Raw genomic sequence first — 15,714 nt, 5'->3', positions numbered from 1 at the left:
GCGTGTATGACGTTGTGCTCGGTGGCCGATCCGGCCGTGGCGCTGGCGGAGCTGGCGCGGGTGGTGAAACCCGGTGGGCCGGGGGGCTTGGGGGGGGGGGGTTGGGGGGGGGGGGGGGGGTTCCCCCGGGGGGGGGGGGGGCGGGCCTATACCCCGGCCCCCGGGCCTCGCGAGTGCGATCTACCGCCGGATCAGGGGAGGACCTGCGGGACCACGTCCGGGTTGGTCGCGCCGACCAGCGCGCCGATCAGGCCGCCGAGGATCGGGCCGCCGGACCCGGTCCAGAAGCCCACGGCGGAACCGATTCCCGCGCCGAGGGCCGCGCCGTTCAGCACCGGATCCGGATACTGGGCGTTGGGGTTGGTGGTGATGTCCTCGGACTCCAGCGGGACACCGGCCACCGGGGCGGCCTGCGGCGCCGCGGCCTGTCCGGTGTCGGCGCTCGCGCCTCCGGCGAACACGACCGCGGCAGCGAGCGGCGCAGCGGCGACAGCGACTGCCTTGACCAGGGTTTTACGTACCATTCTCTCCATAACCTTTCCAGCCCTCGCCGCGTGCGAGGGCACCACATGTGCTGCGACGGCTTCTGTCGCCCACGAGACGACAGGCCCACAAAACACCCCCGAGCACCGTCCGTGACGGTAGTGCGGGACAGCCGAATTCGCCTCTCGTGGGAACAATTCCCAGCCGACGAGCCCCGCGGTTCAGTCCAGCGCGGCCAGTGCCATGCGGCGCAGGATCGGGCGCGCACGGCTGGCGAGGGCGGCGGAGGCGCTGTGCGGAGTCGAGTTGATCAGCCCGAAGGTGGCGTGCGCCTGGACGCGAGCGGTGGCCTCCGGGAGGTCGGGGTGCAGTCGGCACAGCACCGACACCCACGCCTCGACGTACTGCCGCTGCGTGCGACGGACCTGACGCCGGGCGGCCTCGGGGAGATTCTCCAGGTCGCGGTCCTGGATGCGGATGAGTTCCGGCTCGCCGAGGGCGAAGTCGAGGTGGAAGTCGACCAGCCCGGACAGGGCCGCGCGCGGCGAATCGGCATGCGCGACAACGGCTCTGCCGCCCTCCAGCAGTCGCTGACTGACCCCCACCAGCAGCTCGACCAGCAGGGCCTCCTTGCTGGGGAAGTGCCGGTAGACCGCCGGACCGCTGATCCCGGCCGCCGCACCCAGATCGTCGAGTCGCACGCCGGGGAAGCCGCGGTCGGCAATCAGCCGCGCTCCCGCCTCCAGCAGCTGCTCCCGGCGCTGTGCCTTCAGCTGCTCGCGGCGCGTGGGTGTGGCCGAATCGCTGCTGGTCACCGCGCCTCCTCTCGCCGGCTATGGACAACTCAGTTAATGGAGACTATCTTAAATTCCAGTTATTGGCGATTAACCGATCGGGCAGGATGGCGTGATGACGGTTACGCAGGACACGCGGGTGCAGGGTGCCAACCGGGCGGCTCACCTGGCGCTGGTGGAGGATCTGCGCGCGCGGCTGGCGGCGAACGCGCTCGGCGGCCCGGCCAAGGCGCGCGAGCGGCATGTGGCCCGCGGGAAACTGCTGCCGCGGCAGCGGGTCGACCAGCTGCTCGACAGCGGCAGCCCGTTCCTGGAGCTGTCGCCGCTGGCCGCGACCGGGATGTACGGGGACGACTGTCCGGGCGCGGGCATCATCAGCGGGATCGGCCGGGTGTCCGGCCGCGAATGCGTGATCGTCGCCAACGACGCCACCGTCAAAGGCGGCACCTATTACCCGATCTCGGTCAAGAAGCATCTGCGTGCGCAGGAGGTCGCGCTGCAGAATCGCCTGCCCTGCCTCTACCTCGTCGACTCCGGCGGCGCGTATCTGCCGCATCAGGACGAGGTGTTCCCGGATCGCGAGCATTTCGGCCGCATCTTCTACAACCAGGCGACCATGAGCGCCGAGGGAATCGCGCAGATCGCCGCGGTGATGGGTTCGTGCACGGCGGGTGGCGCGTACGTCCCGGCGATGAGTGACGAGGCCGTCATCGTGCGCGACCAGGGCACCATCTTCCTGGGCGGGCCGCCGCTGGTGCAGGCGGCGACCGGCGAGGTGGTCACCGCGGAGGAGCTCGGCGGCGGCGAATTGCATTCGCGCACTTCCGGTGTCACCGATCACCTGGCCGACAGCGACCAGGATGCGCTGCGCATCGTGCGCCGCATCGTGAGCACGCTGGGGCCGAAGGCGGCGAGCCCGTGGGAGGTGGCGCCGCCGGTGGATCCCATTGCGCCGCAGTCGGAACTCTACGATGTGGTGCCGGTCGATTCGCGCACACCCTACGATGTGCGCGAGGTCATCGTGCGGATCGTCGACGGCGGCGAGTTCTCCGAGTTCAAACAGGAATACGGGCGCACCCTGGTCACCGGGTTCGCCCGCATTCACGGTCACCCGGTCGGCATCGTCGCCAACAACGGCGTGCTGTTCAGCGAATCCGCGGTCAAGGGAGCGCATTTCATCGAGCTGTGCGACAAGCGGTCGATTCCGCTGGTGTTCCTGCAGAACATCACCGGTTTCATGGTCGGCCGCGACTACGAGGCGGGCGGCATCGCCAAGAACGGCGCGAAGATGGTGACCGCGGTCGCCTGTGCCCGGGTGCCGAAGCTGACGGTGATGATCGGCGGATCCTACGGCGCGGGCAATTACTCGATGTGCGGGCGCGCGTATTCGCCACGCTTCCTGTGGATGTGGCCGAATGCCCGGATCTCGGTGATGGGTGGCGAACAGGCCGCCTCGGTGCTGGCCACCGTCCGCGGCGATCAGCTCGGCGATGCCTGGAGCGCCGAGGAGCAGGAGGAGTTCAAGGCGCCGATCCGGGAACAATATGAGCGACAAGGTAATCCGTACTATTCGACCGCGCGGCTGTGGGACGACGGCGTGATCGATCCGGCCGACACCAGGACCGTGCTGGGGCTGGCGCTGTCGGTCTGCGCGCAGGCCCCGCTCGAGCCCGTGTCCTACGGCGTATTCCGGATGTGATGACGATGCTGCAGAATTCGCCCGTTCCGTTCGACACCGTGCTGGTCGCCAATCGCGGCGAGATCGCGGTGCGCGTCATCCGGACGCTGCGCGCCATGGGGATTCGATCGGTGGCGGTGTACAGCGACGCCGACGCCGAGGCCCGGCACGTGCACGAGGCCGACACCGCGGTGCGCCTGGGCCCGGCTCCGGCCCGGGAGAGCTATCTCGACATCGCCAAGGTCGTCGAGGCCGCGGTGCGCACCGGCGCGCAGGCGGTGCACCCGGGATACGGCTTCCTGTCGGAGAATTCGGCCTTCGCCACGGCGCTCGCCGAGGCGGGCCCGGTCTTCCTGGGCCCGCCCGCGCGCGCGATCGAGATCATGGGCGACAAGATCGCCGCCAAGAACGCGGTCGCCGCCTTCGGCGTGCCCGTCGTGCCGGGGATCGCGCGCCCGGGCCTGACCGATGCCGAATTACTCGATGCCGCAGCGGATATCGGATATCCCGTGCTGGTGAAGCCGTCCGCGGGCGGCGGCGGCAAGGGCATGCGGCTGGTGCACGAGCCCGAGCAGCTGCCTGCCGCGCTGGCGAGTGCGCGGCGCGAGGCGGCGGCCGCCTTCGGCGACGACACCCTGTTCCTGGAGCGGTTCGTCACCCGGCCCCGGCACATCGAGGTGCAGGTGCTCGCCGACAGGTTCGGCCAGGTGCTGCATCTGGGCGAACGCGAGTGCAGCCTGCAGCGCAGGCATCAGAAGGTGATCGAGGAGGCGCCGTCGCCGCTGCTGGATGCCGAGACCCGGGCCCGGATCGGCGCGGCGGCCTGCAACACCGCCCGCAGCGTCGACTACGTGGGCGCCGGGACGGTCGAGTTCATCGTGTCCGCCGACCGGCCCGACGAATTCTTCTTCATGGAGATGAATACCCGCCTGCAGGTGGAACATCCGGTGACCGAGATGATCACCGGCGTCGACCTGGTGGAATGTCAGGTGCGGGTGGCGGCCGGGCAGAAGCTGGCGGTCGCGCAGGAGGACATCCGGATGACGGGCCACGCGATCGAGGCCCGCGTCTACGCCGAGGATCCGGGCCGCGATTTCCTGCCGACCGGCGGCACCGTCCTCGCGCTGTCGGAGCCGAACGGTGCCGGGGTGCGGGTGGATTCGGGTCTGCGGGCCGGGTCGGTGGTCGGCAGTGACTACGATCCGATGCTGTCCAAGGTGATCGCGCACTCGTCCACCCGCGCCGACGCCCTCGCCCGGCTCGATCGCGCGCTGGCCGACACCCTGGTGCTGGGCGTGCGGACGAACATCGACTTCCTGCGGTTCCTGCTGGCCGATACCGACGTGCAGGCGGGACGGCTGGATACGGGGCTGCTGGATCGCAGGGCCGGGGATTTCCGTGCCGCGCCGGTGTCCGAGGAGCAATTCGTGGCGGCCGCGGTGTTCCGGTGGCTGCGCCGATGGGAATCCGGCGTGCGGGACGTGTGGGCGACGCCGAGCGGGTGGCGGCTGGGCGCTGCGGCTCCGACCGTGCTGCGGCTGTCCGGAGGCGACCGCACCACCCACGTCTATCTCACCGGCTCTCCCGGGAATGCCGAAGTCTGGCTCGACGAATCCGAAAAGCGCACGCTGACAGCCGAGTTCGAGGACGACGAGCTCGCGGTGACCGTCGGTGGTGTGCGCAGCCGGTGCCGGGTGGCCGAGCACTCGGGCCAGCTGTGGGTCGCCGATGCGACCGGGGTTGCCGCCGTCCGGGAGGTCGCCGAGGCGAATGTGCGGGCGGGCGCGGAGCAGGTGGGAGAGGCCGAAATCCGCAGTCCCATGCCGGGTTCGGTGATCGCGATAGCGGTCGATCCCGGGGCGTCGGTGGCCGCGGGCGCGCCGATCGCGGTCGTCGAGGCCATGAAAATGGAACACACCCTCACCGCGCCGATCGCGGGAACCGTTGAGCTACTGGTCGATTCGGGCGCGCAGGTCCAGGTCGACCAGGTGCTCGCCCGCATCGCCCCCGACGATTCGAAGGAACCCATCGCATGACCGACTTCCTGTCCACCGGCACCCTGCCCGACGAGTATCGCGAACTCGCCCTGACCGTCCGGGATTTCGCCCGCCAGGTGGTCGCGCCGGTCGCCGCGAAACACGATGCGGAGCATTCGTTTCCGTACGAGGTGATCGCCGGGATGGCCGATATGGGTCTGTTCGGGCTGCCGTTCCCGGAGGAGTACGGCGGCATGGGCGGCGACTACTTCGCGCTGTGCCTGGCGCTGGAGGAGCTCGGCAAGGTCGATCAGAGCGTGGCGATCACCCTGGAGGCCGGGGTCTCGCTGGGCGCCATGCCGATCTACCGGTTCGGCGACGACAAGCAGCGGCAGGAATGGTTGCCGCAGTTGACCTCCGGCCGGGCGCTGGCGGCCTTCGGGCTCACCGAGCCGGGCGCGGGCAGCGACGCCGGCGGCACCCGCACCACGGCCGTGCTGGACGGCGGTGACTGGATCATCAACGGCAGCAAGCAGTTCATCACCAATTCCGGCACCGATATCACCCGGCTGGTGACGGTGACCGCGGTGACCGGGCAGACCGACGGCAAGAAGGAGATCTCCACGATCCTGGTGCCGACCGATACGCCGGGTTTCGTCGCCGAACCGGCCTACAACAAGGTCGGGTGGAACGCCTCCGACACCCATCCGCTCAGCCTCACCGATGTCCGTGTGCCACAGGAGAATCTGCTCGGCGAGCGCGGGCGCGGATACGCGAACTTCCTGCGCATTCTCGACGAGGGCCGGATCGCGATCGCCGCGCTGTCGGTGGGCGCCGCGCAGGGCTGCGTCGACGAGAGCGTGCGATACGCGCGGGAACGCGAGGCCTTCGGGCAGGCGATCGGGCGCAATCAGGCGATCGCGTTCAAGATCGCGCGGATGGAGGCGCGGGCACACGCCGCGCGCACCGCGTATTACGACGCGGCCGCGCTGATGCTGGCGGGTAAGCCGTTCAAAAAGCAGGCGTCGATCGCGAAACTGGTCGCCAGCGAGGCGGCCATGGACAATTCTCGCGACGCCACCCAGATCTTCGGCGGCTACGGGTTCATGAACGAATATGCTGTCGCCCGGCATTACCGCGACAGCAAGATTCTGGAAATCGGCGAGGGCACCACCGAGGTGCAGTTGATGCTGATCGGACGGGAGCTGGGCCTGTGACGGAACCGATGCGCCGGGTCGTGCAGCGCGGCCTGTGGTATGAGGAATTCGAGACCGATGTGCTGTACGAACACCGGCCGGGCCGCACCATTACCGAGGCCGACAATGTGCTGTTCACGACCCTGACCATGAATACCCAGGCGCTGCACCTGGACGCGGCGTTCGCCGACGAGCTGCCGCCCTTTCACCAGCGCCTGGTGAATTCGATGTTCACGCTGTCGACGCTGGTGGGCCTGTCGGTGGCACAACTGACACAGGGGACGATCGTGGCGAATCTGGGCTTCTCCGATATCGCCTTCCCGAAACCGATGTTCCACGGTGACACGCTGTATGCCGAGACCGTGGTCACCGAGAAGCGGGAATCCAAGAGCCGCCCCGGCGAGGGCATCGTGACCTTCGCGCATACCGGGCGCAACCAGCACGGTGATGTGGTGGCCACGGCGATCCGGCGCACGCTGGTGCGGAAGTGGACGTCGTGAGCACTGCGGAGGGAGTTCGATCATGACCTGGGAGCTGCCCGGACCCGCCTGGCTGTTCTGCCCGGCCGACCGTCCCGAACGCTACGAAAAGGCCGCGGCCGCAGCCGATGTGGTGATTCTCGACCTGGAAGACGGTGTCGCGCCCGCCGACAAGGACGCCGCGCGCCAGGCGCTGACCGCCACCCCGCTCGACCCCGAGCGCACCGTGGTCCGGGTGAACGCGGCCGGGTCGCAGGACCACACCCTGGACCTGAAGGCGCTCGCCGGGACCCGGTATCGGCGCGTCATGCTGCCCAAATGTGAAGCGGTCGAACAGGTTTCGAGCCTCACCGAATGCGAGGTGATCGCGCTGTTCGAATCCCCGCTGGGCGCACTGCGGATGGACGAGGTGATGCGGGTCCCCAACGCCGTCGGCGCGATGTGGGGCGCCGAGGACCTGGTTGCGTCGCTGGGCGGCAATTCGAGCAGGCACGCCGACGGCCGTTACCGCGATGTGGAGCGCCACGTGCGCTCATCGATGCTGCTGGCCGCAAAGGCATACGGCAAGCTCGCGCTGGATTCGGTGTACCTCGACATCCGCGATCTGGACGGACTGCGCGCGGAGACCGACGACGCGGTGGCGGTGGGATTCGACGCCAAGGTGGCCATCCACCCCGGCCAGGTCCCGGTCATCCGGACCGCCTACCTGCCGTCGCCGGACGAGGTGGACTGGGCGCGCAGGCTCCTCGCCGAGGTGCCGAACAACCGGGGCGTCTTCGCGTTCGAGGGACGCATGGTCGACGGCCCGATCGTGCGGCATGCCGAGCGCATCGTGCGCCGCGCCGAGCCGAATACGCCGGGGGGCTGACATCGTGGCCGCGCGGGTCGAGCGATGCGAGAATTTCCGGTAGCCATGGCGTGCGTCGCGGTGCCGGGTGCGACGAGTGCGTAGGGAGGTTCGCGGTGGAGCCGCAGTGGGTGCCGAGTGAGCAGGATGTCGCGGACGCGCGCGTCACGGATTTCGCGCGGTTCGTGACGGAACGAACCGGGGCGCAGTTCCCGGACTATCGCTCCCTGTGGCAGTGGTCGGTGGACGATCTGCCCGGGTTCTGGGGTGCGCTCTGGGAGTACTTCGAGCTGGGCGCACCGCCGCGGCGGGTGCTCACCGGAACGGAAATGCCCGGCGCGCAATGGTTTCCGGGTACCCGCCTGAACTATGTCGACCAGGTGGTGCGCCATGCCCGCTCGGACCGTCCGGCGATCGTGTACGCGAGCGAGGACGGCACCCTGACCGAGATCCCGTGGGCCGAACTGCTGGGCCGCACGGCCGCCTTCGCCGGTGTGCTGCGGGCGCAGGGGGTCGAGCCGGGCGATCGCGTCGTCGGCTATCTGCCCAATATCCCGGAGGCCGTCATCGCGTTCCTGGCGACGGCGAGCCTCGGCGCGGTCTGGAGCGCCTGCGGCCAGGACTATACGGCGAAGGCGGCGCTCGACCGGCTCGGGCAGCTCGAACCCGTGGTGCTGGTGACGGCCGACGGATACCGCTACGGCGGCAAGGCGCACGACAAGACCGCCGATATCGCCGCGCTGCGCGCCGGTCTGCCGACGGTGCGGGCGGCCGTGGTGGTGTCGCGGCTCGGGGGCGAGGTGCCCAACTCGCTGGACTGGGAACAGATCACCGAACCCGTCGGCGTCGAGATCGACACGGGCAAGGTCGATTTCGACCACCCGCTGTGGGTGCTGTACTCATCGGGGACCACCGGGCTGCCCAAGGGCATCGTGCACGGACACGGCGGGGTGATCGTCGAACATCTGAAAGCCGTTGCGCTGCAGTCGGATATCGGTAGCGACGACACCTTCTTCTGGTACACCAGCCCGAGCTGGATGATGTGGAATTTCCAGGTCGCCGGGCTGCTGGTGGGTGCGACGATCGTCTGTTACGACGGCAGTCCGGGGTACCCTGCGCCGGATACGCTGTGGGACATCGCCGCTCGCACCAGGACCACGGTGCTCGGCAGCAGTCCCGGGTACGTGCTGGCATGTATCAAGGCGGGTGTGATGCCCGCGCGCGACCATGATCTGTCGCCGCTGCGCACCGTCGGCATCACGGGGTCGTCGCTGCCGCCGTCGTCGTCGCTGTGGTTGCGCGACAACGTCGGTGAGCGGGTGCAGGTGTCCTCGCTCAGCGGCGGCACCGATGTGGTGTCGGCGTTCATCGGGGGCGCGCGTACGGTGCCGGTGTGGCCCGGTGAGCTGTCGGTGCCGTATCTGGGTGCGGCCGTGGACTCCTGGGACGAGGCCGGGCAGCCGGTGCGCGGGGAGGTCGGTGAGCTGGTGCTGACGAAGCCGATGCCGTCGATGCCGGTGAAGTTCTGGAACGATCCGGACGGAAGCCGGTATCGCGCTGCGTATTTCGAGATGTTTCCGGGTGTGTGGCGGCACGGCGACTGGATCACCATCACCGAGCACGGCAGCATCGTCGTGCACGGTCGCTCGGATTCCACGCTGAACCGCCAGGGCATCCGGATGGGCTCGGCGGACATCTACCAGGCGGTGGAGCGGCTGCCGGAGATCGCCGAGGCGCTGGTGATCGGCGCCGAACAACCCGACGGGGGCTACTGGATGCCGCTGTTCGTGGTGCTCACCGAGGGCGCCGAACTGACCCCCGAGCTGACCGAGCGGATCAGGAACACGATTCGCACCGAGGTCTCGCCGCGGCACGTGCCCGACGAGATCATCCTCGCCCCCGGCATCCCCCACACCCGCACCGGCAAGAAACTCGAGGTCCCGATCAAACGCCTGTTCCAAGGCGCCGACCCGTCCCGCGTCGTGGAACGCACCGCGGTGGACAACCCAGCCCTACTGGACTGGTACGCGGAGGTCCAGCCCGCCGGGAACCGAGAGGGGCACTGACCTTGGTATACGTGTGTCAGGCAGGCAGTTCGGCGGGTTCGGCGAGGGCGAGGCGGCCGTCGACCATGCGGTAGATCGTGTCCATCCGATGGAGGTGCGCGCGGTCGTGGGTCACCAGCAGGGTGGCGGCGCCGTGGTCGCGGACCACCCGGAGGATCAGATCGATGATGCCGGCGCCGCGCTCGGTGTCCAGCGCGCTGGTGGGTTCGTCGATGACCAGGAGCGCCGGATCGTTCATGAGTGCCCGGGCGAGATTCACGCGCTGGCGCTGGCCGCCGGACAGCTGGGCGGGACGCTTGTGCCCGTGGCCGGAGAGGCCGACCGCAGCGAGCAGATCCCGTGCCTTGCTGCGAGTTTCGCGGCGGATCCGGGGCGAGGCGAACGGCCGCTGCCCGAGGTGTGCCATGGCCTCGAGCTGTTCGGAGGCCGTCAGCGCGGGAACCAGATTCGGCTGCTGGAACACGATGCCGATATCGGTGCGGCGCAGCGCGGTGGCATCCCGGCGGTTCAGCGCGGCGAGATCGACACTGCGGGAGGCGGTTTCCAGCAGCACCTGCCCGCTATCGGGACGGACCAGGGTCGAAACCACCGCCAGCAGGCTGGATTTGCCGGAACCGGAGGGCCCGGTGATGGCGGCGATGCGGCCGCCGTCCACCCGGAGATCGACCGCGTCGAGCGCGGTGAGGCGGCCGGTCCCGTCCGGGTAGGTGAGGGTGACGTCGCTGACGGTGAGCGAGGTGGTCATCGGATACTCCTGTACGGCAAGATGATTCAGCGCGACTGGTTGAGCGCGGCGAGCGGATCGGTGGTGACGAGGAAGCGCAGCGCGAACGCCGCACCGAGCAGGCCCAGGCCGACCAGCGCGGCCGCGGGAACGAGCGTCGTGCCGACGCTGAGCACGAACGGCAGGCCATCGCCGAGGAATGCGCCCGCGAGCGCGGTGCCGCCGACCCCGAGCCCGACGCCGATGGCGAGCACGATCAGCGACTGCCCCAAGGCATCTCGCGCCAGCGAACCGGTGGTCGCACCCAGCGCCTTCAACGTGGCGATGTCGGGCGTGCGCTGAATCGTCCACACCGTGAAGAAGGCACCGATCACCAGCGCGGAGATGGCGAACAGCATGACGGTCATCAGGGTCAGCGATCGGTTCTCGGCCTCGTATGAACTCAGCGCGGACAGCGAACCCCGCACGCTGGTCGTCGTGGTGTGCGCGGCGGCGTTCACGGCCCCCGCATCGGGCACGTCCGAGACGACCAGCACGGTCGCGGCACCGCCGCGCGGGTCGAGGGCCTGCCAGTCCGGCAGCGACATCCACACCACCGGCGTGTGGCTGTACCAGTCGTCGGCGCCGACCGCGGCGACGGTATAGGTACCGGAGCCGAGAGCGACGCGATCGCCCGGCGCGGCGGACAGTTGCCGGGCGGCGGGCGCGCTGAGCACCACGGTGCCGCTCTCGGTTGCCACCTGATTGCCGAACGCGCTGCCCTGCACCCCGAACAGCGCCACGCGAGTGGGCGGAGACCCACCGAGCGCGGCCTGGCCGTAGCCGATTCCGACCGGGTCGACCACCCCACCGGCGTGTTGCCAGGCCCGCACCTGTTCCCGCGACAGCGTCGAGGAATCGAAGGCGGGCGCGGCGCCGGTGTCGGCGAAGACCACCGCGTCGCCGGTCATCTTCTCGATCGCGGAGACGTTCTGGTGCGCGAGCCCGGCCGTGAGGCCGCTGAGGAAACTCACCAGCAGCGCGACCAGGACCACGACCAGCGTGATGAGCAGAAAGCGACCGCGGGCGGCCCGCAGATCTCGCAGCGCGACGAACATGGTTCCAGCCTGGTGCCGATCGCGGCGCCGGGCATCGTGAGACCGGACCGATCCCGGGTATGCCGACGGTGGGCGGCCGAATACACCTTTCGATGGATGCCGCGCAGGTAGCCGCGCATAAGCTGGCAGGCGTGCACCGCTCGCCGCTGACCCCTGTCTTCGCCGCGCTGCAGCTCGGGCTGCATGCGCTGATGGTGGCGTTGACCGCGGTCGTCGTCGGTCGCGCGCTGGTGCCCGGCGGTACGCATCGGTGGGGTGTGATCACACTGGCGGTGCTGTTCCTGGTGACCTACTTCGCCGGTGTCGCGCTGCGCGGGCGGCCCGTGGCGGCCCGGGTGTGGCTGGGCGCGCTGACGGTGCTGTGGCTGGGACTGGTCGCGGTCGAGCCCTATGCGATCTATCTCGTCTTCGGGTTGTTCTTTCTGTATCTGCATCTGCTGCCGCGGATCTGGGGTGCGGTCGCGGTCGCCGTGGCCACCGCGGTCTCCGTGGTCGGCTTCGCGCTGCACCAGGGCTGGTCGATCGGCGGCGTGATCGGTCCGGTGCTGGGTGCGCTGGTCGCCCTCGCGATCGGGCTGGGATATCGGGCGCTGTTCCAGGAGGCCGCCGACCGGCAGCGGTTGATCGACGAATTGCTCGCCGCCCGTGCCACTCTCGCCGAACAGGAGCGCACGGCGGGCAAGCTGGCCGAGCGGCAGCGGCTGGCGCAGGAGATCCACGACACGGTGGCGCAGGGGTTGTCCAGCATTCAGCTGCTGCTGCATGCCGCCGAGCGCTCCGGCCCGGATCATCCTGCGCTGGAACAGATTCGGTTGGCCCGCGACACAGCCGCCGACAGCCTCGCCGAAACCCGCCAGCTCATCGCCGAACTCACCCCGGCCGTCCTCGAGGGCCAGTCGCTGACCGAGGCGCTGGAGCGAATCGCCCAGCGCGCCAGCGCTCCCGGGCTCGAGACCCAGGTGCTGGTGGAGGGTGCGCCGGAACGGCTGCCGATGCCGATCGAGGCCGCGCTGGTGCGGGTGGCGCAGGGCGCGGTGTCCAATGTGGTCCGGCACGCCCGGGCCGACCGGATGCGGATCACCCTCACCTACGCCGGCGACGCCGTGCACCTGGACGTGGTCGACGACGGAATCGGTATCGACCCAGCGGTTTTCGCGCGTGGCACGTTCGGTCTCGCGGCCATGCGCAGCCGCGTCGAGCAGCAGGGTGGCAGCATGAACGTGGAATCCGAATCCGGCCACACCGCCGTCACCGTCACGTTCCCGCTGCAGGAGGCGCCATGATCGGGCTGCTGCTCGCCGACGATCACGCCATCGTCCGGGCCGGTCTGCGCGCCCTGCTCGATTCCGGCGAGGACATCGACGTGCTCGGCGAGGCGGCGACCGCCGAGGAGGCCGTGGCCTTCTGCACCGCCACCGCCGTCGATCTGGTGCTGATGGATCTGCGTTTCGGCGCGGGCAAGTCGGGGGTGGACGCCACGATGGCGTTACGCGCCCTGCCGAATCCGCCGAACGTGCTGGTGGTCACCAACTACGACACCGATGCCGACATTCTCGGTGCGATCGAGGCCGGGGCCTGCGGCTACATCCTGAAGGACACGCCGCCCGCCGAGCTGCTGGCGGCGGTGCGCGGTGCGGCGGCGGGGGAGAGCGTGCTGTCGCCGTCGGTCGCGTCGCGGCTCATGACCCGGGTCCGCAAGCCCGACACCACGTTGAGCCCGCGGGAGGTCGAGGTGCTGCGGCTGGTGGCCGACGGGCATTCCAATCGCGAGATCGGCAAGCGGTTGTTTCTCAGCGAGACGACCGTGAAATCCCATCTCGTGCACATCTATTCGAAACTGGGGGTGAAGTCGCGGACGTCGGCGGTCGCGCGGGCGCGGGAGCGCGGGGCGATCTAGGAAGGCGCGTAGGCTGACCGCCATGGCCTCCATTACCGATCCTCAGGTGCGCGAATTCCTGTCCTACGGCACGCGCACCGGCAAGCTCGCGTTCGTGGCCACCGACGGACGGCCGGTCATCAACCCGGTCTGGTTCATCCTCGAGGGCGACGAACTGGTCTTCAACACCGGCAAGAACACGGCGAAGGGGAAGGCGATCGCCCGCGATCCGCGCCTGGCGCTGTGCGTCGACCTGGACGCACCGCCGTACGCGTATCTGCAGGTCCAGGGCACCGCCACCGTCTCCGAGGACCTCGACGAACTGGTGCGCACCGCCACCGCCATCGCCGCCCGCTACATGGGTGCCGACCGGGCCGAGGAGTTCGGCAAGCGCAACGGCGTGCCGGGGGAGCTGGTGGTCCGTCTGCGGCCCACCAAGATCCTCGGCGGCTTCGATATGACGGGGTAGGTCACGTGCTCTCGTCGGCCAGTCGCTGCAGGTAGCGGGCGAATCGGCGGCGATCGTCCGCGTCCCACGAGGCGGTGAGCTCGTCGAAGCAGCGCCGCTGCCAGTCCCGGGACGCGGCGAGCAGGTCGCGGCCGCGGTCGGTCAGTTCCAGGACGACGCGGCGGCGGTCGTGCGCCGAGTCGGCCCGGCGCAGGTAACCGGCCGCGACCGTCTCGCGGACGATGCGGCTGGCGCCCGAATGATCGAGGCCGAGCTGGGTGGCGACGGTGGTGACGGTCGCCTCCTCGGCCCCGCTGCGCGCGGCCACCGCCTCGACGGCCTGGATGTACTGGACCTGACGCATATCGCCGTCCGGCTCGCCCGGGTCGAGGGCGCGGTTGACCCAGCGCCGGGACCAGAAGCGGACCAGCCGGAACAGGGCGGGACCGCCGTCGGGGGTATGGGCGGGGCGATTCACGAGGCTCAACCTACCGGTCTTGTCGGACAGGTCTATCCAAATGTATGCGATCCGCATGTATAATTGCGTGCGTATCGCATACATCTACGCGGGGTCGGGCCGCTGGCACCGACACCCGGCGCGGGAGGCTCACATGTCCATCGTCCTCAACCACACGATCGTCCCGGCCACCGATAACCATGCGGCGGCAACGTTTTTCGCGGAGCTGCTCGGGTTACGGGTGTCGCCGCCCGCGGGTCCGTTCGTCCCGGTAGCGGTCAACGACGACCTGACCCTCGACTACGACCAGCGTGGCCGGGTCGAGCCCGGGCACTACGCCTTCCTGATCGACGACGACACCTTCGACGCCGTCCTGAACCGCCTGGCGCAATGGCCCGCCGTCGACTACGGATCGAGCCCCGAACTCGGATGGGACCGCAATATCAACCACCTGGCAGGCGGACGCGGCGTCTACGTCCGCGACCCGGACGGACACAGCTACGAACTGTTCACAATGGCCCCGTGAGAAGCGATGCGCCCATTCCCGCACTCCCTGTTGGTTCCCGCACCCTCTGCGAAGGCGTGTAGGGAGTGCGTGAACATGCACAGGGTGCGGGAACTTGGCAAGCCAAGACAAAGGCGACGAATGGTTACGTTAGTGTGGCCAGCCTGGGTAGGCGGGCAAGGTGACCGGTCGTTCCATGCGGACGGAGTGCATACCGCCACCCAGTGAGGCACCCATTCTGGCTTTCGATTCATCCTCTGCGGAGGGTGGGGGAAACAGTGTGTACCCCCACGCGCGACATTGTGCTGTCTCAGCCGGATCCGAGTCGACAACATTCAAGGCGTTGGTGATACTCAGTTGCCAGCCGTCGAAAATATCTACGGATGGTCCCTGCCAACGCAGCGCATCCTGTGAGTCAGGGGCGACCGGCGCGGTCTGGCGAAGTGCGGGCTCGGGTATCGCCTTGGTTCGCTTACTGCTCCTGAACTCGATGCGGGTCTTTTGAATCGACCCCACAGTCCACGTGACGTAGTTGTTCTTGCCCGGATCATGAACCACGGGAAATCTGGCGGAGGCGCCTCGCATCTGGAGACAGACCTCGGCGTCGAAGCCGCCTTTCCGCGAGGTCAAAGACATCAGCCGCCAATGCAACGTGCCGACCAGGTTGGCATCCTGTAGGTTGCTGTTGAGCGCCTTACCGACATTGCGACCGTCGTCCTTGACCGGTACCCACTGGAATCCCCAATATGCCTTGTCGGGTTTCGTTGCGTTGGCGATGAACTCGGATTCGGCGGCGCCACGCGCCAGCAGGCCTTGATCGCTCAGCAGATCGAGACCCGGCTCGGCGCTCCATACCGAGGTTGCCTCCTGCAGTGCGGACGGTGCCGTATACGGATAAGGCTTCTGGGCCGAACTCGATTCGGGCTGATCGTCGGCGCAGGATGCTGTAGCTATCGCGGTTACCGAGACGAGACCTAGGACTAATGCGCGCCTTCGTCGCGGTGCGCGGGCGGGCCGGCGTGGGGCCCCCCGCCCGGTGGGGCGCCACGGGGGGTGGGGCCGTGGGGTTTAGCCAGGCCGGGGGGTTG

Annotated in this window: 15 protein-coding genes; 10 read left to right on the top strand and 5 right to left on the bottom strand. The window is 69.0% G+C overall.

The features are described from left to right. Nucleotides 1-191 precede the first annotated feature (191 nt). Both QH290_RS22925 and QH290_RS22920 read right to left on the bottom strand, forming a co-directional pair. On the bottom strand, nucleotides 192-524 hold the full coding sequence (locus tag QH290_RS22925; protein ID WP_280261637.1) for a hypothetical protein: 333 nt from the start codon (nucleotides 522-524) through the stop codon (nucleotides 192-194). Nucleotides 525-704: 180 nt separating this feature from the next. Then, entirely contained in the window at nucleotides 705-1,298 is a 594-nt protein-coding gene (locus tag QH290_RS22920; protein WP_280261635.1) for an SACE_7040 family transcriptional regulator, read from the bottom strand. A gap of 94 nt (nucleotides 1,299-1,392) precedes the next feature. On the opposite strand from QH290_RS22920, the gene QH290_RS22915 reads away from it, so the two are divergent. From QH290_RS22915 to QH290_RS22890, 6 genes are all read left to right on the top strand, one after another. Further along, nucleotides 1,393-2,976 (top strand): carboxyl transferase domain-containing protein, encoded by a 1,584-nt coding sequence (locus QH290_RS22915; protein WP_280385032.1) that lies wholly within the window; start codon nucleotides 1,393-1,395, stop codon nucleotides 2,974-2,976. 5 nt (nucleotides 2,977-2,981) lie between these two features. Continuing rightward, entirely contained in the window at nucleotides 2,982-4,991 is a 2,010-nt protein-coding gene (locus tag QH290_RS22910) for an acetyl/propionyl/methylcrotonyl-CoA carboxylase subunit alpha (RefSeq protein WP_280385034.1), read from the top strand. Further along, nucleotides 4,988-6,148, top strand: coding sequence for an acyl-CoA dehydrogenase family protein (locus QH290_RS22905; protein WP_280261632.1), 1,161 nt, complete (start codon nucleotides 4,988-4,990; stop codon nucleotides 6,146-6,148). The genes QH290_RS22910 and QH290_RS22905 overlap by 4 nt, the downstream gene beginning before the upstream one ends. Nucleotides 6,149-6,156: 8 nt before the next feature. Then, nucleotides 6,157-6,627, top strand: a complete 471-nt coding sequence (locus QH290_RS22900) for a MaoC family dehydratase (protein ID WP_280261638.1) — start codon at nucleotides 6,157-6,159, stop codon at nucleotides 6,625-6,627. 22 nt (nucleotides 6,628-6,649) lie between these two features. After that, the gene (locus tag QH290_RS22895) at nucleotides 6,650-7,474 is read left to right on the top strand and encodes an HpcH/HpaI aldolase/citrate lyase family protein (protein WP_280385030.1); all 825 of its coding nucleotides are present in this window, start codon (nucleotides 6,650-6,652) and stop codon (nucleotides 7,472-7,474) included. A gap of 95 nt (nucleotides 7,475-7,569) precedes the next feature. Further along, entirely contained in the window at nucleotides 7,570-9,519 is a 1,950-nt protein-coding gene (locus QH290_RS22890) for an acetoacetate--CoA ligase (protein WP_280385029.1), read from the top strand. A gap of 16 nt (nucleotides 9,520-9,535) precedes the next feature. Here the strand turns inward: QH290_RS22890 and QH290_RS22885 are convergent, their stop codons facing one another. Both QH290_RS22885 and QH290_RS22880 read right to left on the bottom strand, forming a co-directional pair. Further along, nucleotides 9,536-10,264, bottom strand: a complete 729-nt coding sequence (locus tag QH290_RS22885; protein WP_280261626.1) for an ABC transporter ATP-binding protein — start codon at nucleotides 10,262-10,264, stop codon at nucleotides 9,536-9,538. Between the two features lie 26 nt (nucleotides 10,265-10,290). After that, nucleotides 10,291-11,340, bottom strand: a complete 1,050-nt coding sequence (locus tag QH290_RS22880; protein ID WP_280385028.1) for an ABC transporter permease — start codon at nucleotides 11,338-11,340, stop codon at nucleotides 10,291-10,293. Between the two features lie 131 nt (nucleotides 11,341-11,471). On the opposite strand from QH290_RS22880, the gene QH290_RS22875 reads away from it, so the two are divergent. From QH290_RS22875 to QH290_RS22865, 3 genes are read left to right on the top strand one after another with little or no spacing between them, the layout of a single operon-like run. Beyond that, nucleotides 11,472-12,623: a sensor histidine kinase gene (locus tag QH290_RS22875; protein ID WP_280261622.1), complete on the top strand. Its 1,152-nt coding sequence runs from the start codon at nucleotides 11,472-11,474 to the stop codon at nucleotides 12,621-12,623. Next, a complete protein-coding gene (locus QH290_RS22870) occupies nucleotides 12,620-13,237 on the top strand; it encodes a LuxR C-terminal-related transcriptional regulator (protein WP_280261619.1) in 618 nt (205 codons plus the stop codon). Before QH290_RS22875 ends, QH290_RS22870 begins: the two co-directional genes overlap by 4 nt. Nucleotides 13,238-13,259: 22 nt before the next feature. Further along, complete coding sequence (locus QH290_RS22865) at nucleotides 13,260-13,685, top strand: PPOX class F420-dependent oxidoreductase (RefSeq protein ID WP_280261590.1); 426 nt, start codon at nucleotides 13,260-13,262, stop codon at nucleotides 13,683-13,685. 1 nt (nucleotide 13,686) lies between these two features. Here the strand turns inward: QH290_RS22865 and QH290_RS22860 are convergent, their stop codons facing one another. Next, nucleotides 13,687-14,142 (bottom strand): MarR family winged helix-turn-helix transcriptional regulator, encoded by a 456-nt coding sequence (locus tag QH290_RS22860; RefSeq protein WP_280261588.1) that lies wholly within the window; start codon nucleotides 14,140-14,142, stop codon nucleotides 13,687-13,689. Nucleotides 14,143-14,275: 133 nt separating this feature from the next. Here QH290_RS22860 and QH290_RS22855 point away from each other — a divergent pair, with 133 nt between their 5' ends. Continuing rightward, nucleotides 14,276-14,647, top strand: a complete 372-nt coding sequence (locus QH290_RS22855) for a VOC family protein (RefSeq protein ID WP_280261586.1) — start codon at nucleotides 14,276-14,278, stop codon at nucleotides 14,645-14,647. Nucleotides 14,648-15,714: the final 1,067 nt, after the last annotated feature.

This window comes from Nocardia wallacei (genome assembly GCF_029869545.1).
GTDB lineage: Bacteria > Actinomycetota > Actinomycetes > Mycobacteriales > Mycobacteriaceae > Nocardia > Nocardia wallacei_A.
The sequence above is the reverse complement of the archived record's forward strand: the minus strand, read 5'-3'. Positions and strand labels throughout refer to the sequence as shown.

Coding starts and splice junctions, on each gene's coding strand:
- QH290_RS22870 (WP_280261619.1), top strand. CDS start 12,620: ATGATCGGGCTGCTGCTCGCCGACGATCACGCCATCGTCCGGGCCGGT.
- QH290_RS22880 (WP_280385028.1), bottom strand. CDS start 11,340: ATGTTCGTCGCGCTGCGAGATCTGCGGGCCGCCCGCGGTCGCTTTCTG.
- QH290_RS22925 (WP_280261637.1), bottom strand. CDS start 524: ATGGTACGTAAAACCCTGGTCAAGGCAGTCGCTGTCGCCGCTGCGCCG.
- QH290_RS22855 (WP_280261586.1), top strand. CDS start 14,276: ATGTCCATCGTCCTCAACCACACGATCGTCCCGGCCACCGATAACCAT.
- QH290_RS22915 (WP_280385032.1), top strand. CDS start 1,393: ATGACGGTTACGCAGGACACGCGGGTGCAGGGTGCCAACCGGGCGGCT.
- QH290_RS22900 (WP_280261638.1), top strand. CDS start 6,157: ATGCGCCGGGTCGTGCAGCGCGGCCTGTGGTATGAGGAATTCGAGACC.
- QH290_RS22905 (WP_280261632.1), top strand. CDS start 4,988: ATGACCGACTTCCTGTCCACCGGCACCCTGCCCGACGAGTATCGCGAA.
- QH290_RS22895 (WP_280385030.1), top strand. CDS start 6,650: ATGACCTGGGAGCTGCCCGGACCCGCCTGGCTGTTCTGCCCGGCCGAC.
- QH290_RS22865 (WP_280261590.1), top strand. CDS start 13,260: ATGGCCTCCATTACCGATCCTCAGGTGCGCGAATTCCTGTCCTACGGC.
- QH290_RS22910 (WP_280385034.1), top strand. CDS start 2,982: ATGCTGCAGAATTCGCCCGTTCCGTTCGACACCGTGCTGGTCGCCAAT.
- QH290_RS22885 (WP_280261626.1), bottom strand. CDS start 10,264: ATGACCACCTCGCTCACCGTCAGCGACGTCACCCTCACCTACCCGGAC.